This is a genomic window from Acinetobacter sp. (assembly GCF_041919735.1).
Lineage (GTDB): Bacteria > Pseudomonadota > Gammaproteobacteria > Pseudomonadales > Moraxellaceae > Acinetobacter.
The window spans coordinates 70,983-94,529 of record NZ_JAYRTF010000014.1; the positions used below are offsets into that span (position 1 = coordinate 70,983).

Annotated in this window: 23 protein-coding genes and 1 pseudogene; 13 read left to right on the top strand and 11 right to left on the bottom strand. The window is 49.1% G+C overall.

Going from position 1 to position 23,547, the window contains the following annotated elements; genetic code table 11:
- Window positions 1–15: 15 nt before the first annotated feature.
- Together ACE3T3_RS09815 and ACE3T3_RS09820 are read left to right on the top strand one after the other, a co-directional pair.
- On the top strand, window positions 16–612 hold the full coding sequence (locus ACE3T3_RS09815) for a TIGR00730 family Rossman fold protein (RefSeq protein ID WP_374666413.1): 597 nt from the start codon (window positions 16–18) through the stop codon (window positions 610–612).
- Window positions 613–622: 10 nt separating this feature from the next.
- Complete coding sequence (locus ACE3T3_RS09820; RefSeq protein ID WP_374666415.1) at window positions 623–1,084, top strand: NUDIX domain-containing protein; 462 nt, start codon at window positions 623–625, stop codon at window positions 1,082–1,084.
- On the opposite strand, the gene ACE3T3_RS09825 is transcribed toward ACE3T3_RS09820, so the two are convergent.
- Window positions 1,081–1,716: a ComF family protein gene (locus tag ACE3T3_RS09825; protein ID WP_374666417.1), complete on the bottom strand. Its 636-nt coding sequence runs from the start codon at window positions 1,714–1,716 to the stop codon at window positions 1,081–1,083. The two genes, ACE3T3_RS09820 and ACE3T3_RS09825, sit on opposite strands and share 4 nt — an antisense overlap.
- Window positions 1,717–1,820: 104 nt before the next feature.
- Here ACE3T3_RS09825 and ACE3T3_RS09830 point away from each other — a divergent pair, with 104 nt between their 5' ends.
- On the top strand, window positions 1,821–2,585 hold the full coding sequence (locus tag ACE3T3_RS09830; protein ID WP_374666418.1) for a DUF4184 family protein: 765 nt from the start codon (window positions 1,821–1,823) through the stop codon (window positions 2,583–2,585).
- Window positions 2,586–2,605: 20 nt separating this feature from the next.
- Here the strand turns inward: ACE3T3_RS09830 and recG are convergent, their stop codons facing one another.
- Window positions 2,606–4,651, bottom strand: coding sequence for an ATP-dependent DNA helicase RecG (gene recG, locus ACE3T3_RS09835; protein WP_374666420.1), 2,046 nt, complete (start codon window positions 4,649–4,651; stop codon window positions 2,606–2,608).
- Between the two features lie 51 nt (window positions 4,652–4,702).
- Between recG and ACE3T3_RS09840 the strand changes: the two genes are divergently transcribed.
- The gene (locus tag ACE3T3_RS09840; protein ID WP_374666422.1) at window positions 4,703–5,467 is read left to right on the top strand and encodes an NAD-dependent epimerase/dehydratase family protein; all 765 of its coding nucleotides are present in this window, start codon (window positions 4,703–4,705) and stop codon (window positions 5,465–5,467) included.
- A gap of 257 nt (window positions 5,468–5,724) precedes the next feature.
- Here the strand turns inward: ACE3T3_RS09840 and ACE3T3_RS09845 are convergent, their stop codons facing one another.
- Both ACE3T3_RS09845 and plsB read right to left on the bottom strand, forming a co-directional pair.
- Entirely contained in the window at window positions 5,725–6,501 is a 777-nt protein-coding gene (locus ACE3T3_RS09845) for a MipA/OmpV family protein (RefSeq protein WP_374666424.1), read from the bottom strand.
- 458 nt (window positions 6,502–6,959) lie between these two features.
- Window positions 6,960–9,533, bottom strand: a complete 2,574-nt coding sequence (gene plsB / locus ACE3T3_RS09850) for a glycerol-3-phosphate 1-O-acyltransferase PlsB (protein WP_374666426.1) — start codon at window positions 9,531–9,533, stop codon at window positions 6,960–6,962.
- Between the two features lie 304 nt (window positions 9,534–9,837).
- Between plsB and ACE3T3_RS09855 the strand changes: the two genes are divergently transcribed.
- Both ACE3T3_RS09855 and ACE3T3_RS09860 read left to right on the top strand, forming a co-directional pair.
- Window positions 9,838–10,710, top strand: a complete 873-nt coding sequence (locus ACE3T3_RS09855; RefSeq protein ID WP_374666428.1) for an acyl-CoA thioesterase — start codon at window positions 9,838–9,840, stop codon at window positions 10,708–10,710.
- Window positions 10,711–10,876: 166 nt separating this feature from the next.
- Window positions 10,877–12,124 carry a dicarboxylate/amino acid:cation symporter gene (locus tag ACE3T3_RS09860; RefSeq protein WP_374666430.1) on the top strand — a complete coding sequence of 416 codons (1,248 nt, stop codon included), beginning with the start codon at window positions 10,877–10,879 and terminating at the stop codon, window positions 12,122–12,124.
- Between the two features lie 13 nt (window positions 12,125–12,137).
- On the opposite strand, the gene ACE3T3_RS09865 is transcribed toward ACE3T3_RS09860, so the two are convergent.
- The 7 genes from ACE3T3_RS09865 to ACE3T3_RS09895 all read right to left on the bottom strand — a co-directional run bounded on the left by ACE3T3_RS09865 (window position 12,138) and on the right by ACE3T3_RS09895 (window position 19,514).
- Window positions 12,138–12,563 (bottom strand): VOC family protein, encoded by a 426-nt coding sequence (locus tag ACE3T3_RS09865; protein WP_374666432.1) that lies wholly within the window; start codon window positions 12,561–12,563, stop codon window positions 12,138–12,140.
- 152 nt (window positions 12,564–12,715) lie between these two features.
- Entirely contained in the window at window positions 12,716–13,660 is a 945-nt protein-coding gene (locus ACE3T3_RS09870) for a metal-dependent hydrolase (protein WP_374666434.1), read from the bottom strand.
- Window positions 13,661–13,802: 142 nt separating this feature from the next.
- A complete protein-coding gene (gene yihA, locus ACE3T3_RS09875; protein WP_374666436.1) occupies window positions 13,803–14,711 on the bottom strand; it encodes a ribosome biogenesis GTP-binding protein YihA/YsxC in 909 nt (302 codons plus the stop codon).
- A 112-nt stretch (window positions 14,712–14,823) separates the two neighbouring features.
- The gene (locus ACE3T3_RS09880; RefSeq protein WP_374666438.1) at window positions 14,824–15,267 is read right to left on the bottom strand and encodes an Rrf2 family transcriptional regulator; all 444 of its coding nucleotides are present in this window, start codon (window positions 15,265–15,267) and stop codon (window positions 14,824–14,826) included.
- An 87-nt stretch (window positions 15,268–15,354) separates the two neighbouring features.
- On the bottom strand, window positions 15,355–16,563 hold the full coding sequence (hmpA, locus tag ACE3T3_RS09885; protein ID WP_374666440.1) for an NO-inducible flavohemoprotein: 1,209 nt from the start codon (window positions 16,561–16,563) through the stop codon (window positions 15,355–15,357).
- Window positions 16,564–16,713: 150 nt separating this feature from the next.
- Entirely contained in the window at window positions 16,714–18,297 is a 1,584-nt protein-coding gene (locus ACE3T3_RS09890; RefSeq protein WP_374666442.1) for a helicase HerA-like domain-containing protein, read from the bottom strand.
- 14 nt (window positions 18,298–18,311) lie between these two features.
- Entirely contained in the window at window positions 18,312–19,514 is a 1,203-nt protein-coding gene (locus ACE3T3_RS09895) for a PLP-dependent transferase (RefSeq protein WP_374666444.1), read from the bottom strand.
- A gap of 168 nt (window positions 19,515–19,682) precedes the next feature.
- On the opposite strand from ACE3T3_RS09895, the gene ACE3T3_RS09900 reads away from it, so the two are divergent.
- The 7 genes and pseudogenes from ACE3T3_RS09900 to ACE3T3_RS09930 all read left to right on the top strand — a co-directional run.
- The gene (locus ACE3T3_RS09900; RefSeq protein ID WP_374666446.1) at window positions 19,683–20,420 is read left to right on the top strand and encodes a type 1 glutamine amidotransferase; all 738 of its coding nucleotides are present in this window, start codon (window positions 19,683–19,685) and stop codon (window positions 20,418–20,420) included.
- A 267-nt stretch (window positions 20,421–20,687) separates the two neighbouring features.
- Window positions 20,688–20,999, top strand: a complete 312-nt coding sequence (gene rpsJ / locus ACE3T3_RS09905; protein WP_004725677.1) for a 30S ribosomal protein S10 — start codon at window positions 20,688–20,690, stop codon at window positions 20,997–20,999.
- A gap of 59 nt (window positions 21,000–21,058) precedes the next feature.
- Window positions 21,059–21,697 (top strand): 50S ribosomal protein L3, encoded by a 639-nt coding sequence (rplC, locus tag ACE3T3_RS09910; protein WP_374666454.1) that lies wholly within the window; start codon window positions 21,059–21,061, stop codon window positions 21,695–21,697.
- Window positions 21,698–21,708: 11 nt separating this feature from the next.
- Window positions 21,709–22,311: a 50S ribosomal protein L4 gene (gene rplD, locus ACE3T3_RS09915; RefSeq protein WP_374666448.1), complete on the top strand. Its 603-nt coding sequence runs from the start codon at window positions 21,709–21,711 to the stop codon at window positions 22,309–22,311.
- Window positions 22,308–22,628, top strand: a complete 321-nt coding sequence (gene rplW / locus ACE3T3_RS09920; protein ID WP_086213054.1) for a 50S ribosomal protein L23 — start codon at window positions 22,308–22,310, stop codon at window positions 22,626–22,628. The genes rplD and rplW overlap by 4 nt, the downstream gene beginning before the upstream one ends.
- 11 nt (window positions 22,629–22,639) lie before the next feature.
- Window positions 22,640–23,464, top strand: a complete 825-nt coding sequence (gene rplB, locus ACE3T3_RS09925) for a 50S ribosomal protein L2 (protein ID WP_374666450.1) — start codon at window positions 22,640–22,642, stop codon at window positions 23,462–23,464.
- 19 nt (window positions 23,465–23,483) lie between these two features.
- A pseudogene (locus ACE3T3_RS09930) lies at window positions 23,484–23,547 on the top strand (30S ribosomal protein S19); the annotation flags it as partial.

A 23,547-nucleotide genomic window follows, 5' to 3' on the forward strand; every position in this document is an offset into this window, starting at 1 on the left:
ACAGGGTGGCCTTGGATGAAATCTATAGCAATTTTTTGCGGTTCTGCATTAGGTTCAGACCCCATTTATTTAAAAACAGCGCAGCTGGTGGGACAGACTTTGGCGCAGCATCAGATCACACTGGTGTATGGCGGCGGCCGTTCCGGCTTGATGGGAATGGTTGCGGACAGCGCGCTGCAGGCGGGCGGCAAGGTGATTGGAGTCATTCCTAAGCAGCTGGTTGACCGGGAACTGGCGCATCCGGATTTAACTGCGCTGCATGTGGTGGACAATATGCATCAGCGCAAAACCCAAATGTCAGAACTGTCGGATGGCTTTATTGCGATTCCTGGCGGCGCAGGCACACTGGAAGAAATTTTTGAGCAGTGGACTTGGGCGCAGCTGGGCATTCATCAAAAACCCTGCGCATTTTTAAATGTTGACGGCTTTTATGATGACCTGCTGAAATTTATTCAAACCACTGTAGATAAAGGCTTTACGCATCAGCGTTTCAGCTGCAGTCTGATTGCATCAGACAATATTGAAGCGGTGATTGAACAGTTTAAAGCCTATGTACCGCCGCAGCCGAAATGGGGCATGGCGGGTCAGCAGTCTTTAGTGAAACATGGCTAAGGCGGCGGAGATGAAGCAAACAGATTTGCAGGCCCCAGTTCAGCAGGGAAACGGCGCGCCTAAAGCCAAAGTGATTACGGTTGCGGCCGGCATTGTCATGAATGGGCAGCATCAATTATTGCTGGTGCGCAAGAAAAACACCGCTTGCTTTATGCAGGTCGGCGGCAAGCTGGAAGCAGGGGAACCGCCGGAGCAAACCATCTTGCGGGAAATTGCAGAAGAGATTGGCTGTACGGCCAAAATTCAGCATTATTTAGGCCGTTTTGAAACACAGACCGCGAATGAGCCGGATCACCTGCTGGTCAGCTATGTGTACCATGTCGAGCTGGATCAGGCTCCGCAAGCGCATGCTGAAATTGCGGAACTGAAATGGGTGAATTTAGAGGATGGGCAAACGGCATTGGCGCCCTTAACCCGTGACATTGTCATCCCCTGGGTGAAACAGCATTTGAGCGCAGCGTCAGCACTTTAACGCTGTTCCGCCGCAGCTAGACAAACTGCATCAACCCGCCTGCAGCCGAGCTGCTCCAAACTGTGCTTTAATGCGTGGATGGAGCTGCCGGTGGTCACGACATCATCGACAATCAGCACGTTGCGGTAACGGATTTTAAGATCATCACGCGGTACAAACTGCTGTTCAATATCCTGCAGGCGCTCTAGCCGGCTGAGGCCTTTTTGCGAATGCTGCTGTAAGCGCTGCACAGGCTGCCAAATGGGAAGCTGCAAATGCGCGGCTAAGCCTTTGGCCAGCTGCAGCGATTGGTTGTAGCCGCGTTCGGTCAGTTTCTCCGAAGAAATCGGCATAGGCACAATGGCCTGAATTTGGGGATATTTGAATTCACACAGCAGGCCCGCCAGCGCGCTTTGATACTGCAGTTGCTGCTGATATTTAAACTGCTGAATCATGCGGTCTAGCGGATAGTCATAACGGCAGGCGGCTAGAATCTGCATCTCCTGACGCAGTACCGGTTCTTTCAGCCAAGGCAGGCTGTTCCAGCAATCTTTACATAAGCTGTGATTTTGCTGCGCGTCGATGCCGCAGAGTACACAGGGTGAAATGTACTGTAAGCTTTTTTGGACGAGCTGACGGATCAATTGGTGCATATTTTATTCTTATTATAATTTTGATGTTAATGTTGCATAGTGTGATCGAGAGATCAATTTATTCCTTATAAAAAACAATTTAATTAAAAGTGTAAAACCAGATCATGCCTTTTACTTTTTCTCATACCGCCGCGACATTGCTTTTTAAACCATGGTTAAAGAAACAAAAACTCTCTTATACAGGCTTGATTTTAGGATGTATGGCGCCTGATTTTGAATATTTTTTAAGAATGAATATGCAAGGTGATATGGGGCATCATTTTATTGGCATATTTTTGGTCGATGTTCCTTTGGGGCTTATTTTAGCTCTTTTAATCCATATAGTAATTCGTGATCGATTCATTGAATATCTACCTCGCTTTCTCAAGCAACGCTTCATCGTTTTTCAAAATTTAAACTGGCTGGAGTATCTGCTCAATAATTTTTGGAGGGTGGTCGTTTCTTTAATTTTGGGTATTTTGACGCATATTCTTTGGGATGCATTTACGCACAAGTCGGGATTTTTTGTGCAGCTTAGCCCTTTATTACAACAAGTCATTTATTTCGGTAAAATCGATATTCCAGTATTTAAGTTTTTGCAATATTTGAGTGGAGTGCTGGGCCTGCTGGTTGCGATGATTTGTATTTATAAATTACCTAAGCATCCATCTCTAAATTGTCAAAATGAACAGCAGAATCAACTTCAGCCAATGCTTTTATATTGGGGAATGACTTTATTGTGTTTTATAGGATTGTTTGGCTGGCAAGTACAGTTTGATGCCATCTCAGTTCAATCGCTTATCCATTATCTCGTTGTTGGAATTGCCTGTTTATTTTGGAGCATCTTGCTGGTGTCTATGGGCTTTAAAGTGATGAAATTAAAGCCCTAGTATATTAAGCTGATGATCATTTAGACATACGCATATCTTGGCGCTTCAGGCAGCCAGCGTTTCAGCAGCGCATCAGCATTTTCAGGATAGTCTTTTAAAATTTGCTGCGCCACAAAATGCGCCTGATTCAGCAGGTGGTCATCCCGTTCCAGCTTGGCGACCCGAAAGCCCATATCGCCAGTTTGCTTGGTACCTAAAAGTTCGCCCGGCCCGCGCAGTTCCAAATCTTTTTCTGCAATGATAAAGCCGTCATTGGTCTCACGCATGATGCGCAGGCGTTCCTGGCCATTTTGCGACAGCGGATTTTTATACAGCAAGGCGCAGAAACTGGCTTTGGCACCGCGGCCGACACGCCCGCGCAGCTGATGCAGCTGAGATAAGCCTAAGCGCTCGGCATTTTCAATCACCATAATCGAGGCATTCGGCACATCTACACCGACTTCAATCACCGTGGTGGCAATCAGCAATTGCAGTTCATTGTTTTTAAACTGCTGCATCACTGCCTGTTTTTCATCAGCTTTCATTTTGCCGTGCACCAGCCCAATATTCAGGTCGGGAAAGCGTTCCTTGATTTCGGCAAAGGTGGCTTCGGCGGCCTGCGCATCCAGCGTTTCCGACTGTTCCACCAGCGTACATACCCAATACGCCTGTTTACCCTCAGCACAGTTGCTTGCAATGCGCTGCAGCACTTCCTCTCGGCGGTCAAGCGGAATGGTCACGGTTTGAATCGGCGTACGGCCCGGTGGAAGTTCATCAATGACTGAGGTGTCGAGGTCACCATAGGCCGACATGGCCAGTGTGCGCGGAATCGGGGTTGCGGTCATCACCAGCTGATGCGGCGTCATGCCATTCAGGCCTTTATTGCGCAGCGCCAAACGCTGATCAACGCCGAAGCGGTGCTGTTCATCGATGATCACGAGGCCGAGTTTGGCAAATGCCACATTCTCCTGAAAAAGCGCATGCGTGCCGACGACTAAATTGGCCGTGCCGTCTTGAATGCTCTGTTCAGCCGCAGCGCGGGCTTTACCCTTTTGCTTGCCGGAGAGCCAAGACACGGTCAGGCCTAAAGGCTCAAACCATTTTTTAAAATTCAGATAATGCTGCTCCGCCAAAATCTCTGTCGGCGCCATCAGCGCGACTTGCCAGCCTTCTTCTAAGGCATGGCAGGCAGCTACGCCAGCCACCAGGGTTTTACCGGCGCCGACATCACCCTGCACCAAGCGAAGCATCGGTTTGTTCTGCTTGAGGTCTTTGGCAATTTCCTTGGATGCGCGTTTTTGCGCGCCGGTCATTTCAAAAGGCAGGCTGCTGAGCAGGGCTTTGGCAAAACTTTTGCTGGGGCTGAATGAGGGCGCTTCAATTTGCTGAATGTAGGCGCGGCGGGTCAGCAGGCTCACCTGATGCGCCACCAATTCTTCAAAAATTAAACGCTGCTGTGCGGGATGCGAGCCTTGGGTCAGCTGCAGCATATTGGCATCCACGGGCGGATGGTGAATATAATCCAGCGCTTGCTTCAGCGCATAGCCATTGGTGAATTTCTGCGGCAGCAGTTCCGGCAAATTGTCGCTGTAATTTTCCAAAGCCTGCTTCACATATTCGCGCAGCTTGGGCTGGGTCAGTCCATCGGTTGCCGGATAGATGGCTGTCAGCTGGGTTTGCGGCAGCGAGGTGTGTTCGCTGATCAGCTGCAGTTCAGGATGATACATTTCCAGGCCGCGCGCGCCGACACGCGCTTCGCCAAAGATCCGTAGCCGGGCGCCCATTTTGGCGCGGTCAGTGATGCCTTTATAAATATGATAAAAACGCAAGGTGACTTTGCCCGTATCATCATCCAGCAGCACGGCCATAGATTTGCGTTTTCCCGGCGGAAAGTCCACACTTTTGACAATGCCTTCCAGCAAATAGCTGCGCCCGACGGTGAGCTGATTCATCGGAATAATTGTGCTGCGGTCTTCATAGTCGCGCGGCAGATGAAACAGCAAATCATCGGTGGTGAAAAGATTCAGTTTTTCAAGCAATGCGGCAGCAGCGTTTCCTACGCCTTGCAGTTGATGGACGGCAGCCATTTCCCCTCAGTGTGTTTTAGACAGTTTGTTAAGTCTGTGATTAGGTGCTAAATGCATATTTTATTTATAGGTTATGGTAAAACATCTCAGCGCGCGGCAAAACTGTTATTTGCAGCAGGGCACCAAATTACCACAATCAGCCGCAGCGCGAAAACCGATACCTTGGCCCATCATCTGCAGCAGGATGTGCATGGTTTAAATTTAGAGGATTTGGCGCCTATCGATGCGGCTTATGTGCTGCTGTCGCCGAATGCATCAACCGTAGAGGCCTATCAGCAGACTTATGTCGATACGGTTGCCCCGATTGTCCGCGCTTTAAAAAAGCATCCGATTCAAAGAATCATGGTGGTGTCGTCTACGCGGGTGTATGGAGAGAATGCAGGTGAGCGTGTGGATGATGAAACGGTGCCTCAGCCCAATGATGCGCAGGGCAGGCTGCTCTTGCAGATGGAGCAGCTGTATCAAAAAGCTTTTCCTGCGCAGTGCATGATTATCCGCCCGGCCGGGATTTATAGCGGTTCGTCTGCCCGCATGCAGAAGCTGGCAGAGACGACAAAAAGCTTTCCGGCTATTCAATGGTCAAACCGCATACATATCGACGATTTAGCGCGCTTTTTGGTGTTTATGCTTCACGTGGAACATGCAGAAAAATCATATATTTGCACCAATAATCAGCCGCAGCTGCTGCATGAGCGGATTTTAGAACTGCAAAGAGCGATGCATTTGCCGGAGCTGGTTTTGCAAAGTGAAATTGAAACAGGGAAACGGATTTATGCGGAGCGGATGGCGGAGAGCGGGTTTCATCTAAAATATTAATATTATGTAAATATCATAAACTTATAAAAATATTATGTGATGGATTTGATGCTGGGAAAGGTTGATGAATTATAAAGGTTGATGTCAGAGGCCGTTTTTATCTATTGGCTTGCTGGTTTTCTTGCTGGTTTTAATGTGCCATTGCGTGCAGATGTTGGTTTTCTGATTTATAGGGCTTAACGCGCACACTGATTCCACCGTTAAGCGCGTGCTGAAAGCCAGCAGCAGCCCAACGATGGAATCGCTATGCGTATGAATTAGAACTTGCGTGATGCGCCTACGAATAAAGATGTTCTGGAGTCATTATCCATTAATGGGCCATTCGCAGCTTTATTCGGCAGCATTTTATGCGTCACAATCGCAGTCGCCCGCCAGTTTTGATTCACTTGATAGCTGGTGCCTAAAGAGACGTGAGGAATAACCAGGCTATCAGGGCGGTATCTTTCAACGCCTTTGGCTTCTTCGCTATCTAAAGTCCCGTAATAATAATTGGCGCGGTCATCAGATAGCCACGTTGCGCCAATATTCGGAACGACGGTCCATTTGTCATTTATATTCCAGAAATATTGGTAATTGAGTTTAGCTACACCTGCTTCACTCGCGCCGCCAATATCACCGAGCGCCTGCAGTGAAATATTGCCATATGCGCTTTTCCAAACGGCTTCCAATCCGGCATCGACACTCATATCACGGTCTTCGAGCTGATCTTTTGTCAGGTTTCTTTGCGCTAATTTATTGCTATCCAGATCATCCACATCCAATTTTTGAATATTGGTGCTGAGAATGGCGCTGACATTTAAGCTGGGGTTTTTATACAGGTGCACGCCGCCATAGGCGCCGCGTAAAAATAAACGTTCACCTTCATAGCTTAACGTCGGAAAAGGCATGACCTCGGTATCTTCTCCCAGATATTCACCGCTTTGCACCACCATGCCTAAACCGATATTCAGGTCAGGTGAATGGTCTGCTTTTTCGGCAGCAAAAACCGGCAATGAGAGCGGCAGAATAAGGAGGGGAAGAGCGATTTTGATCATAATCTTAAATTCAGGCAGTTAATATGCGGGAGACCATACCCTAAATCCCAGATAAAGTGTACTGATCAGTACACTTTTGGTGGTGATTTATTAGTCGGTTAGCCTAATAAGGCTGATGCAGCGGCTCAATAGCATTGTTTTGAAATTATTAAATGAAAGGCTGGCTTAGCCTTATCATGGCTGTGATGCAGGGATGGATTAGAAGTACGTGATATCAGTTTATGAAACGGCGTTCATCGATCATGGTTGTTATATTTAGATTATAATTATCAACAGTATAAGTATTTTTTTTGAGTTTGTTCTAAATGCCGGAAATGCCGCCGAAAAAAAGGGGAATAGGATAATTCAGCTTCATCGCAAGGCTGACTTCAGGCGGTTGCCGCAAGCGCTTGATGGACTCAAGACAACCATCCTGTTTTATTCCTCCTCTCCTGTCCGGAGAAGAGGAATGACAGCATTTACTTCTTCTTGCGTTTCAAACGTTTCTTCGCCTGTTCCGCAGCCACTTTATCCAAAGTCTCTTTCAGCTCTTCATCACTGAAGGTTGTAATGTGCTGCAGCATTTGCAGGGTCACATCATCCAAGACCAGATTGGCGTATTGCGCAACGTTTTTGAAGTTGTCGTCAAAGACAATCGAACCTTCTTCATTTTTGCTGATATAGCCTTGCTCCGTCAGCACTTTAATAAAGCTCTGGAACAGCGCCTTATCAAAGAATTCCGGCGAGTTGAACTCATACAGCACCGACAGGCGCTGGCCGACCAAATGGCTCAGCTCTTCCACCTGACGGGTTGAGATATTGCCCGAACCGCGCTGGGTAATGAGCGCCAGCGTCATGTAATAGCGCTCGAGGCTTTGCATCACCGGCGCAGCCAGCACCACCAGCTGATTGTGGTTTTCACTGTTCGGCAATGGCGAAAGCAGATTGCCTTCGGCATCTTCTGAAATCAGCTTGGCCTGAATCAGCGCTTCGGTATAGGCGCAGATCTGATCTTTCAGCTCCTCATCTTTCCATTTCAAGAACAATTCAGCTTTCAAGAATGGATACAGCGTGCGGATGACATTGATCAGATCACCGCGGCGGATGGAACCGTTATGTTCGACTAAGGCCGCAATCAGCGATGGCAGGACAAAGGCATGCAGAATGTTATTGCGGAAATACGTCAGCAAGACGGCTTGATTGTCCGCAATGGCAATAATATCGCCCAAGACATGCTTCACGCGCTTGATCAGTTTCAGCTTTAAGCCATAGGCAATAATTTCTTTGCCTGACAGCGGCGTCACTTGCATGCGCGCATCATACGGCAGGGCAGTCAGCAGCTTGCGGTAGGTGTCCAGCTGCTTCACGCAGATTTCTTCATCCAGCGTATGCTTTGGCGTGGCCAGTAAAATCAGCGACAGCAGCGACACCGGGTTAATCACCGCGGCGCGGTTGATGTTTTCCATAATCGCATGCGCGGAGCTGTTGACTGCATCGGATACTTCCTGCGGGATCGGCGCATCGTTGCTGTCCACGGTAATATTTTCTGCACCATGCTGTTTCAGCATGTCATCCAAGAAGACCGGTTCGCCAAAGTTCACATGCACTTTGCCGAAGATCCGTTCGATTTTCCGCAAAGTTTTCACAATGCCTAAAATCGATTCACCTTCTTTCGGCTTGCCGTTCATCTCGCCGACGTAGGTTGCGCCTTCCATCAAGCGTTCATAGCCGACATAAGTCGGCAGGAACACAATCGGCTTGGCGCGGCCGCGCAAGTGGCCATGCACCGTCATGGCCAGCATGCCGGTTTTCGGCGGCAAGAGGCGGCCTGTGCGTGAACGTCCGCCTTCAATGAAGTATTCGATCGGCGTATTGCGTGACAAAATGCTGTACAGATATTCTTTAAACACCGTGGTGTAAAGGCCATTGCCGCGGAACGTGCGGCGGATGAAGAATGCGCCGCCACCGCGCAGGATCTGTCCGACAAACGGCATGTTCAGGTTGTCGCCGGCAGCAATATACGGTACCATCAGGCCGCGCTTATAAATCACATAAGACAGCAGTAGGTAGTCAATATGGCTGCGGTGGCACGGGGTGTAGATAATTTCATAGTCTTTGGCCAGTTCGCGCACGGTGCTGAAGTTGTGCACTTCGACGCCGTCATACAGCTGCGTCCACAAGCGGGTCAGGGCGACATCGGCAAAACGCACAGTAGAATGCGAATAATCCGAAACGATCTCATTCAGGTAGCCAATGGCGCGGCGCTCAGCTTCAATCATGCTGACTTTGCCGCGGATGCTTTCACGGCGGATCGCATCCTGGACATCCGGCGCTTTGATCAGGCCGTGCATCACGTTGCGGCGGTCGGACAAGTCCGGCCCTAAAACCACTTCACGCTGCGCATCCAGATAATCATTTAACGCGCTGGCAATATAGGTTGCCGGCGATGTATTGGGATGGGTATTTTTCGCGTGCGCAATCAGATCGCGCAAGGACTGGCCCTGATGGAATTCAATATAGGTTTGGCGGCCATGCAGGCCGATATTCACCAGCTGCTTCACTTTGCTTGGTGTGGACCAGGTATCGGTAAACAGCAGTTTCAGCCAAGAATCTTCTTTTTCTGGATCACGGCCCCACAGCAAAGTCACGGGAATCAGCTCAACATCCAATTCAGGCTGTTTTTCCAGCGCTTCAATTAAACGTAGCAGGCGCGGCGGAAAAGCATAAGGCGGCGGGTTCAGCAGATTGTTTTCATCGCGGTGCTGCAAGAAAACCACAGAGGCTTTTTCTGCATGTTCGCCCAGCGCCATCGGATTCAGCGCAGGATGCAGTTTTAAGCGGCGTGTTTCACCATCCACAATCAAAGCGTTGCTGCGGGAATGATTTTGCAGTACATAGCACACAATTTTTTGCGGGGAGCTTGCGCTGTCTGCGCTCTCTGGGAGGACGGCCGGTTCAGCCGGGACTTCGCCGAGAACGTGCGGTGTTACAACAAGGTCAAGCAGCTTACTGGAAAGCTTTCTATACATTTGACCAAAACCACTTTTGGACATACAAACTCCTAATGAAACGGCCTAAAGGTGCAGGCAAATCTGGCGGCCGGCTATTTTGTGTAATTGTACTGAAAAACAGCCAGTCATTTTCTGACAAATCATGGCTTAAGTGTAAGATTTTATCGTTAAAACAGCGTTTTTTGAGCAGATTCTTAAAAAAATGCGCCGTGACAGGCCAGTCAGCAAATCTTTAGGAATTCAGTCGAGATTTATGCATTATAATTGAATGCTGAAATGATGATTCTGCATGTATGCACTTTCCGCCTGCTTCGGGCCATCCCACATTCATTGAAATAGGTTGCTTATGAACGCCTTAACACAGGAACTGGTTGAGCTGCTCAGCTTGGAAAAGCTGGAAGAAAATATTTTCCGCGGGCAAAGCCGCAATTTGGTGGGCAAGCGTGTCTTTGGCGGGCAGGTGCTGGGGCAGGCTTTAAGAGCCGCGTCCTATACCACCGACCGCCCAGCGCATTCACTGCATGCCTATTTCTTGTTTGGCGGCGATATTAATGCGCCGATCATCTATGAAGTAGACCGTTTGCGTGACGGCAAAAGCTTCGCCAGCCGCCAGGTTCGCGCCATTCAGCATGGCCGCACCATTTTTACCGCGATGATTTCTTTTGCCGGGCAGGAAGAGGGGCTGAATTACCAAATTTCAGAACCTGAACTGCCTGCGCCGGAAATGCTGAAAAATGAAGCGGAATTGAAAAAGCAAATGGTCGAGTTCATTCCGGAAAATGTCCGCGCCAGCTTCATGCGTGACCGCCATATTGAAATCCGCCCAATTAACCCGAGCAATCCCTATCAGCCCCAGCCGGAAGCGCCGAATTATGCGCATTATTTGCGGACGCATGATGCGATTGCCCCAGAGGTCGATGATATCTCGCTGCATCAGGCGATTGCGGCCTTTTATTCAGACTTTACTTTAATGACTACAGCCTTGCGCCCGCATGGCCTCAGCTATTTATCGCCAAGCCTGCAATGCGCCAGTATTGACCATGCCATGTATTTCCATAAGCCTTTCCGTGTGGATGAGTGGATGCTGTATGACATGGAGGCAACTGTGAGCGCTAATTCGCGCGGCCTGAACTTTGGCCGCATGTGGCAAAATGGCGAGCTGGTGTGCAGCACCACGCAGGAAGGCCTCATCCGTTTGCGTGAAATCGAAACGCAATGAAATTGAAATGCCAATAAATGTTGTTGCCTAAAAAGCCGGGTCGATTGATTCGGCTTTTTTTGTTTGAATGGCCGTATCCGCTTTGGGCTGAGTGACAAAAAATTCCTCGATTCTCTAGATTGCGCATGGCATAGTGCCTGCAGGAAGACATAAAAAGCAGATCGCCATGAGCTTGAATACACAGATTTTAATTGCCGCAATACTGGGGGTGGCCTTCGGTTTTTTACTGAATCTTTTCCCGCAAACGGCGTTTTTTGATGCCAGCCTCTATAGTTTAGGCATTATCAGCAGCATCTTTATCGGCCTGCTGAAAATGCTGCTGATCCCACTGATTTTCAGCTCGATTGTAGTGGGCGTTTCCAACTTGCAGGCGGGCGGTCAGCTGAGCCGGGTGTGGAAAATCACCTTGGCCTGCTGTGTGACCACCACCACTTTGGCGCTGATTCTGGGCTTGGCTTGCGCGCATATTTTCCAAGTGGGCAAAGGTGTGGATATTCTGATGTTTCAGGATGCAATGAATCAGCATCAGACACCGGATACGCTCACGCCAGCTTCTTTTTTTACCAATTTCATTCAAAACACCTTAATCAATCCGTTTAAAGCTTTTGCCGATGGCAATGTGCTGGCTGTGGTGGTTTTTGCCTTGCTGATTGGTGTGGCCTTGGTCAAGGGCGGTGAGCAATTCCGCAGTGTGCGTAAACTCAGTCAGCAGTTCTTCGACATCATGATGCTGATGATTGGCTGGGTGATGAAGCTGGCGCCGCTGGGGATTTTCGCCTTGCTGGCCAAGCTGATTTCGACCGAAGACATCAGCGTGCTGAGCCGCTTGGCGGAGTTCGCTGCGGTGGTGACCGGCACAACGATTTTTCACGGTGCCGTGGTGCTGCCGCTGCTGCTGTGGATTTTCGGCAAGATGAGCCCAATCACCTTTTTTAAAGGCGCACGCACCGCTTTAATTACCGCCTTTGCCACCAGTTCCAGCTCCGCCACCATGCCGCTGTCGATGAAATGCGCGCAGGAAAATCTCGGCGTGCGTCCGCAAACGGCGGGTTTTGTGATTCCGCTGGGCACGCAGCTGAATATGGATGGCACTGCGCTGTATGAAGCCGCCGCTGCGTTGTTCATTGCCAATTTGATGGGGCTGGATTTAAGTCTCGGTCAGCAATTGATTGTCTGCGCCACCGCGATGATTGCCTCACTCGGCGCGCCGGGCATTCCAAGCGCGGGCATGGTGACCATGATTATGGTGCTGCAGTCTGTAGGCTTGCCGGCAGAAGCCATTGCCATTTTGCTGCCGATTGACCGTTTGCTGGATACCGTGCGCACGGTCGTGAACGTGCAGGGCGATATGATGATCAGCGTGGTGGTGGACCGCCATACCCGGGATGTGAATGAACCGGTAGTGTCGAATTAAATACAGGCTTCATTTAAAGGCATGGCTCATTGAACTGCGGATTGCAGGCGATTTCCCACAGGTGTCCGTCTAAGTCCTGAAAGTAGCCGGCATAGCCGCCGTAAAAAGTGGGCTGCGCAGGCTTCACGGCTTTAGCGCCGGCCTGAATGGCCTGCAGCATCAGGCGGTCAACTTCGGCAGGGCTGGCAACATTATGGCTCAAAGACATCTGCGTCGCGCAGAAAGCGGAAGCGCTTAAACCGGTGTCATGGCTCAGGCTGCTTTGCGGCCAAAGCGCTAATTTCAGCCCTTGCTGCAAATCAAAAAATGCCGCTGCGCCGTCTTCAAATTCTGTGCCGATAATGCCTGAACTCGCCAATCCTAGGCCATGATGATAAAACGCAAATGACGCCTCTAAATCCTGAACAGCAAGCGTGATGACAGTGATGTGCGGGTGCATGCGCTGATTCTCCTTTATTCTTCTCTTTGTTATTTAAATCATACCGCGCTTGAGGAAATCTGGGGAAGCAGCCATTGGCATTAAATTTGACGGACTGTGCAAGCGTCAGCAAGCAGGGCGAAACCCTGCTTGCAAGAGGAGAGGAGGATGCCTTAGGCGGCTTTCAGCGCCGCGCGTTTGGCTGCCGGCGATTGATCCAGATAGGCAATTGCATCTTCAGTTTTCGCTTCATGCACCGGATCGTACCACGGCATCAGGTAGCCCAGCTGCTGCGAAACCAGCCAAAGCGGATGCGGCAATAGGCGGTTGTCTTTTTGCGCAATGCGCGCCCATTCACGCCAGATCCACGGCTTATAAACGGCCGGCTGAATGGATGCAAAACGCGGATCCTGTTTCATAATCTGCGCTGCGCCATCCACCCATAAGCCCAGCACTGCGCCAATCACAATCACGCTTTGATAATAGCGCGCGATATAGCTGCCGCCGAGATGGCGGTATAAATCGAAGGCCACGGTCCGGTGCTCAATTTCCTCCGCACCATGCCATTTCACCAAATCCAGCATCGAGGCATCTGCGCCTGATTTTTCCCATTCGGTGTTGTACAGCGCATATTTGCCGAGGACGCAGGTCATGTGCTCAACGGTCGCGACAATCCCGAGGCGGAAAAGATCCCATTGATGATCTAACAGTTTTGGAACGGTCAGCCCGAGCGGTTGGTCCGCCAGCAGTTTTCCGAACAAAAAGTCCATCACATCCAAATTGCGCTGAATGCCGATATTGCGTTGGCTTAAATATTCTTTATTGGCGGAGTTGTGAGCCTGCGCATGCATGGCTTCTTGGCGGATAAAGGCCTGCACGTCTTCTTTGAGTTTTTCATCGCTGATCTGCGGCAGCACTTTATTGTACAGGCGGCAGAACCAGAATTCTCCTGCCGGCAAAATCATATTGATTTCATTGATGAAATAGCTGACAAAGGGTTGATTCGGCACCCAGTCGACTTGCGTGTCCTGCCATTCAAATTTTACTTTGCGCGGTTTGATTTTATATTCAATGGAGGAGCCGAGTTTGGAATTCCTTAAGCGGGAGAGCAGCTTCATGTTCTGTCCTTATTGTTGTTTGTGAAAAATCACATTGTTTATGCGGTCAGTATGAAAAAAAAATCCTGCATTGTGATTAGCAATACAGGACATTTCATTATCAAAATATGAAGTTTTTTGTCGGACAAAACTCAGCTGGGCATCATTGCTGATCCGCTTTGGCCTGAGCGGCATCATTCGCGCCTTGAAGGCCTTCTTCAGCTGGAAGGTCTGCATCAGCAGGTGCCTCGGCATCATGCTCAAGCCCGGATTCATCCTCTGGGCCGTCATTTTCCAAGCCGTCATCATCAGCTTCAGCATCCGGGATGCTGTCGAGATCAAATTCCGCAGACTGTTCTAAGGTGAAGTTCAAGCGTCCGCCCATCACGCTGGCCAGTTCTTGCAGGCCGTCTTTGTTCAGCGACGAGAACAGCTGAATGGAAAACTGCAGCTTCATTTTTTTCAGCTGCGCTTTCACTTCCTGCAGCGCTTTAGAGGCCGGACCGCGGTTCAGCTTATCCGATTTGGTCAGCAGCACATGCACGAACAATTTGCGTGAATGCGCCCATTCCAGCATCATCACGTCAAAGTGCTGCAGCGGGTGGCGGATATCCATCAGCAGGACCAGGCCTTGCAGGCTTTGGCGGTGAATCAGGTAATTCTCCAGCTCTTTTTGCCAGACAATTTTCATCGCTTCAGGCACAGCCGCATAGCCATAGCCCGGCAAATCGACCAAACGCTGATCGGGATTGCCCAAGCTGAAAAAGTTGATCATTTGCGTGCGGCCGGGCTTTTTCGATGCGCGGGCCAGCTGTTTTTGATTGGTCAAGGCATTAATAGCGCTGGATTTTCCGGCATTCGAGCGGCCGGCAAAAGCGATTTCATAGCCTGTATCTTCAACGCATAAATTCAGCTTCGGCGCGCTCATTAAGAATTCAGCTTTACGCAGCCAATTCAGCGCGCGTACAGAGTATTCAGTAATGGCAGGATCAACTTTTTTCTCATAGCTGATTTTTTGCTTCGGCGCATTGGCCGTCTTACTGTTTCTGGATTTTCCTCTGTGCTGATGCATAACTCAACTTCAATGACTGATCTACAAGCAGCCATTATAAAGGAAGTCGTTCGGGCAAGCGAACTTTGATCTGAAAGATGCGCGGATCGAACGGAAAATGGGCGCGATCAAATTATAGATTGATCATCTGAATAGGCGACTGCGTGGTGAATTTGGAGGATGGGGGCGTGCTGAGCACATCGCCCAGCGTATATTGGTCGAGGCTTTGATAAAACTGCTCCATGGCCTGATCCAAAATGCCTTTCAGCCCGCAGTTGCTGCGCAGCACGCAGGGCGGGGTGTTGCATTCCACAATCGGCGTTTCGCGCTGCAGAATCCGCACGATTTCCCCTAATTTAAAATTCAGCGCCTGAGGATTCATCCGGATGCCGCCGCCTTTGCCGCGGGTCGTGATCAGCCAGTCCTGTTTTCCCATGAAATGCACAATTTTCACCAAATGATTTTGCGACACGCGCAGATCTTCGGCAATTTCCGCAATGGTATACGGCATCTCTTTCGGCTGAGCGATATACATCAGAACACGTAAGGCGTAATCGGTGAATTTATTCAGCTGCATGATAATACTGTAGAAGTAGGAGAAATAAATAAGGGCTAGTCTAGCATAACTAAACTAACCCTATTTTATTTCAAGCGGACGGGAGAGTTAGTGTTTTACACCGCCTGTGCCGAAAGCTTCGCTGTGGATATTGGCCGCTGGGATGCCGCGGGCAATTAACGCTTGCTGCTGTTCAGCCATAAACGGCATTGGACCGCACAGATAGTAGTCTGCATTTTTCGGCAATAACGCAGTATCTACAGTGCTGAGATCCAAACGGCCGCTGATTTCGAAATCCTCACCCAGTTTGTCGCTGGCATGCGGGAATTCATAAGCAGTCACTGTGCTGAGGCGCGGATACTTCGCTTTCAGGTCATGGATGTGCTGTTTCATGGCATGCACATGTTTGCTGCGGCAGGCATGCACAAAAGTAACCGGCTGCGGCATATCTAAAGTCACCAGCTGATTCAGCATTGCCACCATCGGAGTTAAGCCTACGCCGCCGCTGATGAAGACATTGCGTTTATTTGGATCGATAAGATAGAAGTTGCCTGTTGGCGCTGACACTTCAATTTCTGAACCGACATCCAAGCCATGCAGCGTATTGGATACCCAGCCTGCAACCAAGTCGCCTTTTGGGTCTTCGCGTTTCACGGAAATGCGCAAATAGTCGGCTTGCGGACTGGTAGACAGCGTGTATTGGCGCGGCTGTTTCAGGCCCAACTCTTCAACAAAAACACGGACTGAGATGTATTGGCCAGCTTCATATTTCGGTAAATCGCCGCCATCCGAAGGCTCAAGATAGAATGAAGTGATTTCTTCGCTTTCCACCACTTTTTTCGCAATTTTGAAATTGCGCCAGCCTAACCAGCTGCCTTTAGTTTGCTGATGCTGCTCATAAATCGCTTTTTCAGTGCTGATGAACAAGTCCGCCAGCTGACCGTAGGCTGCTGCCCATGCGGCAATCAGCGGATCGTCCATTGAAATGCTCAGCACTTCACTGATCGAATGCAGCAGGTTTTCACCGACAATATTGTAGTCCGGCGCTTGAATATTCAGGCTCACGTGTTTGTGCGCAATCAATTCTACTACCGGCAAAAGCACAGACGGATCTTCAATATTTTCAGCGTAGGCCAATACAGCGCCAGCCAAAGCTTGCGCCTGAGCGCCGCTGCGCTGATGCCCCATATTGAATGTTTCTTTAAGGTCAGGATTATTGCCCAACATGCGGTTATAGAAGTAACCAGTCAGCGCGACACCATTTTCACGTAGAACAGGAACAGTTGCTTTTACTAGGTCAATTTGCTGCGGAGTCATAGCTGATCTCTCATGGCTGTCATTTATAAGATGTATTTAAAATACATGTTTAAAAATGCATACGCAATACATGTTTTAGCAAAAACCATAAAAAAATTATGGAATATAAAAATATTCCATAATTTTCCACTTTTTAATTGGGCTTTTAGATTATTTCTTGCCGAAGAGGGAACCCAGGAGTCCGCGGACAATTTTCTGCCCAGTTGAACCGCCCAAACTGCGGGCCGCGCTTTTGGCAAAGGTGCCGACCGTATCGTTAATCAGCTTTTCACGCTGCTTGGCGGCGCGCTCGGCTTCTTTTTGCTGTTCGCGGGCGATGCGCTCCTGTTCACGCGCCTGCTGCTTTTCGAATGCCGCCTGCTCTTTGGCTTGCTGCTTGGCCAGCGCGTCCTGTTCTTTGGCCTGCACTTTTTCCTGTTCAGCTTGTGCGGCCTGCTGCTGGCGGTCAGCGACTTTTTGCTGCAGCCGTTCAAAAGCGCTTTCGCGGTCGGCTTCATGGTCATAAACGCCGTTCACAATGCTTTGCGCCATCAATGCCTTGCGTTCTTCCAGACTGATAGGGCTGAATGAGGAGTAGGGCGGCATGACCCAGCCGCGCTCGACGATTTGCGGCGTGCCTTGCTCATCGAGGCAGCTGATCAGCGCTTCTCCGACGCCGAGTTCGGTAATGGCCTGATCAACCTTGAATTCAGGATTGGCGCGGAAGGTGTCTGCGGCGGTTTTCACCGCTTTCTGATCTTTCGGGGTGAAGGCGCGCAGCGCGTGCTGTACGCGGTTGCCCAGCTGCCCTAAAACGCTTTCCGGCAAATCCAGCGGGTTTTGCGTGACAAAATAAATGCCCACACCTTTCGAGCGGATCAGGCGCACCACTTGTTCAATTTTCTCCTGCAGCGCAGGGCTGGCATTATCAAACAGCAGATGCGCTTCATCGAAGAAAAACACCAGCTTGGGCTTATCCATATCGCCGACTTCCGGCAGCTGTTCGAACAGCTCCGACAGCATCCACAGCAAGAACGTGGCATACAGCTTGGGCGTGTTCATCAGCTTATCCGCTGCCAGCAGGTTGATATTGCCGCGGCCCTCGGCATCGGTTTGAATGAAATCCATGATGTCTAAGGCGGGTTCGCCAAAAAACTTGTCTCCGCCCTGATCAGCCAGCGCCAGCAGATTGCGCTGAATCGCGCCCAGGCTGGCAGGCGACAAATTGCCATATTCTGCTTTGAACTCCGAGGCATGCTCAGATACATAGCTGATCATGGCTTTAAGGTCTTTAAAGTCAATCAGCAGCAGCCCTTGATCATCGGCAATGCGGAACACGGCAGATAACACGCCTTCTTGCGTATCGTTCAGATTCAGCATCTGCGCCAGCAGCAGCGGGCCGATTTCAGAAATAGTGGTGCGGATCGGATGGCCCTGCTGGCCGAATAAATCCCAAAACACCACTGGAGAGGCTGCAAAAGGCACGGCAGCAATATTTAAACTCTGTATACGCGCATCAAATTTAGCATTGCTTGCGCCGGCTTTGGCGAGGCTAGAGACATCGCCTTTGGCATCAGCTAAAAATACCGGCACACCGATGCGTGAAAAATTTTCTGCCAAAACTTTTAAGGTCACGGTTTTGCCCGTGCCTGTCGCGCCAGCTATTAAGCCATGACGGTTGGCAAATTGAGAATGTAAAACCACATCCTGTGTGGTGTCTTGGGTTTTCTTCGCAATAACAATTGGTGTGCCCATGGCTTGTCCTGTAATTATTCGAGTTGTGGTTTATTTAAATGTTGTAATGCGTTTTCTATATCTTGTATTAAGTCAGCAGGGTGCTCAAGTCCAATGCAGAATCGAACCAAAAGTCCTGCTTTGAGATGTGAATGTTCCAGCGCGCGCATATCTTTTAAGTTATATAACATGACTAAGCTGACAGGACCACCCCAGCTAAAACCGAGTTTAAATAGCTTTAGTGCATCACAAAAGGTACGAATATCTTGTAAGTTATATTGAGGGTCAAATATCACACTGACTAGACCTGCACTGTGTTGTTGTGTGCAAATCTCTTTCCAGTGTTGATGACCGGCAGAGGCTTCATCGGCAGGATGCAGCACTTGAGAAAATTCAGGCTGCTGCTTCAGCCATTCCAGCAGCTGCAGGGCGCTCTGAGACTGATGTTCATAACGGATTTGCATTGACGCTAAGCTGCGCTGCACTTGCGCCGCATCATCGCCGGAAATGCTAATGCCTTGAATGGCATGCATGCGGAACAATTGATGATGCAGCGTCTCATCCCGGGTCACCACCGAACCCATTAAAATGTCGCCGCCGCCGCTAGGATATTTGGTCAGGGCATGTACGGTAATGTCGACACTTAAATGCGCTGCGCCAAAGTCAAAGGCATTAAAGGCCAATCCGGCACCCCAAGTATTATCCAGTGCAGTCAGCATATGATGCGCTTGGGCTTTTTGAACCAAGCTGGTTAAATCTGGAAACTCCAGCGTGACTGATCCGGCAGCCTCCAGCCAAATCAATTTAGCTTTATCGGTAGGCTGGAAAGTGGATGCATCAATCGGGTTATAGACTTTGACGTGAATGCCGTAGCGCTTTTGCAAATTGCGCAAATGCTCCATGTTTGGGCCGTAGATATTGTCCGCTACCCAGACTTCATCGCCTTGGCTTAAAAAGCATGAATTCACTAGATTGATGGCTGACAGGCCGCTGGGCGCAAGCAGGCTGTAGGTGCCGCCTTCAATTTGGGCAATATTGTCGCCCAAGGTAAAAGTGGTCGGCGTGCCGTGCGTGCCGTAACTGTAATCGTAGCGGTCGGTCCAGTGGCGGTTGAAGAGGGCATCGGTATTGTCAAAAATAATCGTTGATGCACGAAATAAGGGAGGCTGAACCGTTGAAATGTATTGAGGGGCTTTTCGCGGTGCATGGATTAATGCAGTTTGGGAATTTTTTTTCACAGCAAAGCTCTAAAATGAGTTGAATCTTCAATGCAGATTAAGTGATTGAGCCGAATTTCGCCACAATTCACCGCAAATTGCATGAATTGTTAAAACTGTGTGAATAAAAGCTGAAGTTGGCTTCAATTTTGCAAGATATGCCTAGGGCCGCAACAATAGGTATGGCGCATGAAGCCGCATTTAAAGGTACATTATTTTCAGCATATCGCAGGCGAGGGGTTCGGAAGCTGCCATGCGTATTTAAAAGCAATGAATGCGCAGATCACGGCAACAGAATTTTTTGCCTTGCCTGCAGATCTGCCGCTGGATATCGAAGCGCTGCCGCATGTGGAAGATGTTGATCTGCTGATGATTATGGGCGGCACCATGAGTGTGAATGATGAGGCTAACTTCCCTTGGCTGAAAATTGAAAAGCGCTGGATCCGGCGCTATCTGGCGCTGGGCAAGCCGGCGATCGGCCTGTGTCTGGGCGGGCAGCTGATCGCCAATGCCTTAGGCGCGGCCGTCAGCAGAAATGCCGTGCAGGAGCTGGGCTGGACAGCTGTGCGCAAGCTGCCTTATGTGCCGCAAGGCTGCTTTGAGCTGCCGGAGCAGTTCAATGTCATGCAGTGGCATTCGGAAACCTTTGACATTCCGAAAGGGGCGGTGCATTTGGCGGAAAATGCCGCCTGCCGCAATCAAATGTATCAAATCGGCACTAATGTCCTCGGCTTTCAATTCCATCCGGAAATCACTCCGCACAGCCTGGCGCTTTTTCTGGAAGATGAGGAAGAACTGGCTTTATTCCCGGGCTATGATGCAGCGCGCGAAGCGGAATTGAAAAGCGCGCCGGAAGATAAATTTATTCAGGGAAATCAGCTGTTAAATCGGGCAATTGGCTACGTTTTGCAGAAAACCGCCTCCTGATTAAAATGCAATCAATTGATCTGCTGAGATATTTCTAAAATAATGTAAAAAAAGGAAAAGGCGTTTGCTTATGCATTAAACAATGGCTATAATGAGCGACCCTTTAATGAAAGGGGGTTGGCTGCGAATAAAGCAGTTAACATCGTGACAGTCGCGGCATCGATCGTGACCTTAGTGATAATTCACTGCTCTTGACACTTGCCTTACATAGTGGGGTGAGATGCGTCAAGGGTGATTCTTTATATATTTGGCTTGGAGTTAACTGGTATGTCTAACCAGAGAATTCGTATCCGTCTTAAGTCTTTTGATCACCGTTTAATTGATCAATCTTCTCAAGAGATCGTAGAAACAGCAAAACGTACTGGCGCGCAAGTTTGCGGTCCTATCCCGATGCCTACTCGCATCGAACGTTTCAACGTTTTAACATCACCACACGTTAACAAAGATGCGCGTGACCAATACGAGATCCGCACTTACAAACGTTTGATCGACATTGTTCAACCTACAGATAAAACTGTTGATGCATTGATGAAGTTGGATCTTGCAGCTGGTGTTGATGTTCAGATCGCATTGGGTTAAGGCTTTCGGTTAATTAACACTCTAGGTTAATTAAGCCGCTTTTTTAGAGGTTTATGCACATGGCTATTGGTTTAGTCGGTCGCAAGTGCGGTATGACACGTATCTTTACAGATGCTGGTGTTTCTGTGCCTGTAACAGTGATTGAGGTTGATCCTAACCGCATCACTCAAATCAAAACGCTTGAAACTGATGGTTATCAAGCGATTCAAATCACTACTGGTGAACGTCGCGAATCTCGCGTAACTAACGCTCAAAAAGGCCACTTTGCGAAAGCTGGTGTTGCTGCTGGCCGTTTAGTTCAGGAATTCCGCGTTGCAGAAGCTGATCTTGAAGGTCGTGAAGTTGGCGCTTCAATTGGTGTTGACTTGTTCACAGTGGGTCAAATCGTTGACGTAACTGGTCAGTCTAAAGGTAAAGGTTTCCAAGGCGGCGTTAAGCGTTGGAATTTCCGTACTCAAGATGCTACTCACGGTAACTCTGTTTCTCACCGCGTAATTGGTTCTACTGGTCAAAACCAGACTCCAGGCCGCGTGTTCAAAGGCAAAAAAATGCCTGGTCACTTAGGTGCAGAACGTGTAACTGTTCAAGGTCTTGAAATTGTATCTATCGACACAGAACGTTCAGTTCTTGTTGTTAAAGGTGCGATTCCTGGTGCTACTGGCGGCGACGTAACTGTTCGTCCTACGATCAAGGCCTGAGGGGAAATAACGTGAATTTAAATACTGTTTCCGGCTCTGCTGTTGAATTGTCTGAAGTTGCTTTCGGACGTGAGTTTAATGAAGCTCTTGTACACCAAGTTGTTACAGCTTATTTAGCTGGCGGCCGTCAAGGTTCTAAAGCTCAAAAATCTCGTGCAGACGTATCTGGTGGCGGCAAAAAGCCTTTCCGTCAAAAAGGTACTGGCCGCGCACGTGCTGGTTCTATTCGTAGCCCAATCTGGGTTGGCGGCGGTAAAACTTTTGCTGCTCGTCCACAAGACTGGTCTCAAAAAGTTAACCGTAAAATGTACCGCGGTGCTATGCAATGCATCCTGGCTGAACTTGTTCGTCAAGACCGCCTTGTTTTAGTTGAAGAGTTTGCTGTTGCAGCTCCAAAAACTAAAGATTTGCTTGCAAAACTTAACGACTTGAATGCAACTCGCGCATTGATCGTTACTGATGCTGTTGATGAGAATCTGTATCTTGCTGCCCGCAACCTTCCGCATGTAGATGTGGTTGATGCTGCTGCAATCGATCCTGTTAGCTTGATCGCGTTCGATAAAGTTGTAATGTCTGTTGCTGCTGCTAAGAAAATTGAGGTAGAACTCGGATGAACAACGAACGTATCTATCAAGTCCTGCAAGGACCTGTATTCTCAGAAAAAGCACAAGTTTTAGGCGAAGCTGCTGGTGTTCAAGTATTCAAAGTTGCACTTGATGCAAACAAGCTTGAAATCAAAAAAGCAGTAGAGCAGCTGTTTGGTGTTCAAGTTGTTAAAGTTAACACTACGATCACTAAAGGTAAGACTAAGCGCTTTGGTAAAACATTAGGACGCCGTTCTGATGTTAAAAAAGCATACGTCACCCTGAAAGCCGGCCAAGATGTTGAAATGGCTGACTTGGGCGATACCGCTGAAAACGCAGCGGAATAAGGACGGAAATTATGCCTATTCAAAAATGTAAGCCAACGTCTCCGGGCCGCCGCTTTGTAGAGAAAGTCGTTCACGACCATCTTCACAAAGGCGCTCCTTATGCACCGTTGGTTGAAGCTAAAAAACGTACTGGCGGCCGTAACAACAATGGTCACATTACGACTCGTCACGTTGGTGGTGGCCATAAACAGCACTACCGTATCGTTGACTTCAAACGTAACAAAGACGGCATCCCAGCTGTAGTTGAACGTATTGAATACGATCCTAACCGTACTTCGCATATTGCTTTGTTGAAATATGCTGACGGTGAACGTCGCTATATTATTGCACCTAAAGGCCTTCGCGCTGGTGATGCAGTTCAGTCTGGCAACGATGCTCCAATTCGTCCAGGTAACTGCTTGCCGCTTCGCAACATGCCGATCGGTTCTACTCTTCACAACATCGAGCTTAAAATCGGTAAAGGCGCGCAATTAGTGCGTTCTGCTGGTACTTCTGCTCAATTGTTGGGTCGTGACGGTTCTTACGCAATCATTCGCCTTCGTTCAGGCGAAATGCGTAAAGTACACGTTGAATGCCGTGCTGTGTTAGGCGAAGTTTCTAACTCAGAAAGCAACCTTCGTTCACTTGGTAAAGCAGGTGCATCACGCTGGCGTGGCGTTCGTCCTACTGTTCGCGGTATGGCGATGAACCCAGTTGACCATCCACATGGTGGTGGTGAAGGACGTAACAAAGGTATTCAACCTGTAAGTCCATGGGGTCAAAAAGCTAAAGGGTACAAGACACGTACCAACAAGCGTACGACTAAGATGATCATTCGCGACCGTCGCGTTAAGTAACAAGTAAAGGAATCTGACAATGCCTCGTTCTCTGAAAAAAGGCCCATTCGTCGATGCGCACTTGTTCGCTAAGGTTGAAGCGG

Excerpts from the sequence above, each read along its gene's own strand:
- ACE3T3_RS09860 (WP_374666430.1), top strand. The coding sequence starts at position 10,877 with ATGAGCTTGAATACACAGATTTTAATTGCCGCAATACTGGGGGTGGCC.
- rplC (WP_374666454.1), top strand. The coding sequence starts at position 21,059 with ATGGCTATTGGTTTAGTCGGTCGCAAGTGCGGTATGACACGTATCTTT.
- ACE3T3_RS09830 (WP_374666418.1), top strand. The coding sequence starts at position 1,821 with ATGCCTTTTACTTTTTCTCATACCGCCGCGACATTGCTTTTTAAACCA.
- rplB (WP_374666450.1), top strand. The coding sequence starts at position 22,640 with ATGCCTATTCAAAAATGTAAGCCAACGTCTCCGGGCCGCCGCTTTGTA.
- ACE3T3_RS09870 (WP_374666434.1), bottom strand. The coding sequence starts at position 13,660 with ATGAAGCTGCTCTCCCGCTTAAGGAATTCCAAACTCGGCTCCTCCATT.
- ACE3T3_RS09825 (WP_374666417.1), bottom strand. The coding sequence starts at position 1,716 with ATGCACCAATTGATCCGTCAGCTCGTCCAAAAAAGCTTACAGTACATT.
- plsB (WP_374666426.1), bottom strand. The coding sequence starts at position 9,533 with ATGTCCAAAAGTGGTTTTGGTCAAATGTATAGAAAGCTTTCCAGTAAG.
- rplW (WP_086213054.1), top strand. The coding sequence starts at position 22,308 with ATGAACAACGAACGTATCTATCAAGTCCTGCAAGGACCTGTATTCTCA.
- ACE3T3_RS09845 (WP_374666424.1), bottom strand. The coding sequence starts at position 6,501 with ATGATCAAAATCGCTCTTCCCCTCCTTATTCTGCCGCTCTCATTGCCG.
- ACE3T3_RS09900 (WP_374666446.1), top strand. The coding sequence starts at position 19,683 with ATGAAGCCGCATTTAAAGGTACATTATTTTCAGCATATCGCAGGCGAG.
- ACE3T3_RS09820 (WP_374666415.1), top strand. The coding sequence starts at position 623 with ATGAAGCAAACAGATTTGCAGGCCCCAGTTCAGCAGGGAAACGGCGCG.
- recG (WP_374666420.1), bottom strand. The coding sequence starts at position 4,651 with ATGGCTGCCGTCCATCAACTGCAAGGCGTAGGAAACGCTGCTGCCGCA.
- hmpA (WP_374666440.1), bottom strand. The coding sequence starts at position 16,563 with ATGACTCCGCAGCAAATTGACCTAGTAAAAGCAACTGTTCCTGTTCTA.
- ACE3T3_RS09815 (WP_374666413.1), top strand. The coding sequence starts at position 16 with ATGAAATCTATAGCAATTTTTTGCGGTTCTGCATTAGGTTCAGACCCC.
- ACE3T3_RS09840 (WP_374666422.1), top strand. The coding sequence starts at position 4,703 with ATGCATATTTTATTTATAGGTTATGGTAAAACATCTCAGCGCGCGGCA.
- ACE3T3_RS09880 (WP_374666438.1), bottom strand. The coding sequence starts at position 15,267 with ATGCAGCTGAATAAATTCACCGATTACGCCTTACGTGTTCTGATGTAT.
- ACE3T3_RS09890 (WP_374666442.1), bottom strand. The coding sequence starts at position 18,297 with ATGGGCACACCAATTGTTATTGCGAAGAAAACCCAAGACACCACACAG.
- ACE3T3_RS09855 (WP_374666428.1), top strand. The coding sequence starts at position 9,838 with ATGAACGCCTTAACACAGGAACTGGTTGAGCTGCTCAGCTTGGAAAAG.
- ACE3T3_RS09865 (WP_374666432.1), bottom strand. The coding sequence starts at position 12,563 with ATGCACCCGCACATCACTGTCATCACGCTTGCTGTTCAGGATTTAGAG.
- yihA (WP_374666436.1), bottom strand. The coding sequence starts at position 14,711 with ATGCATCAGCACAGAGGAAAATCCAGAAACAGTAAGACGGCCAATGCG.
- rpsJ (WP_004725677.1), top strand. The coding sequence starts at position 20,688 with ATGTCTAACCAGAGAATTCGTATCCGTCTTAAGTCTTTTGATCACCGT.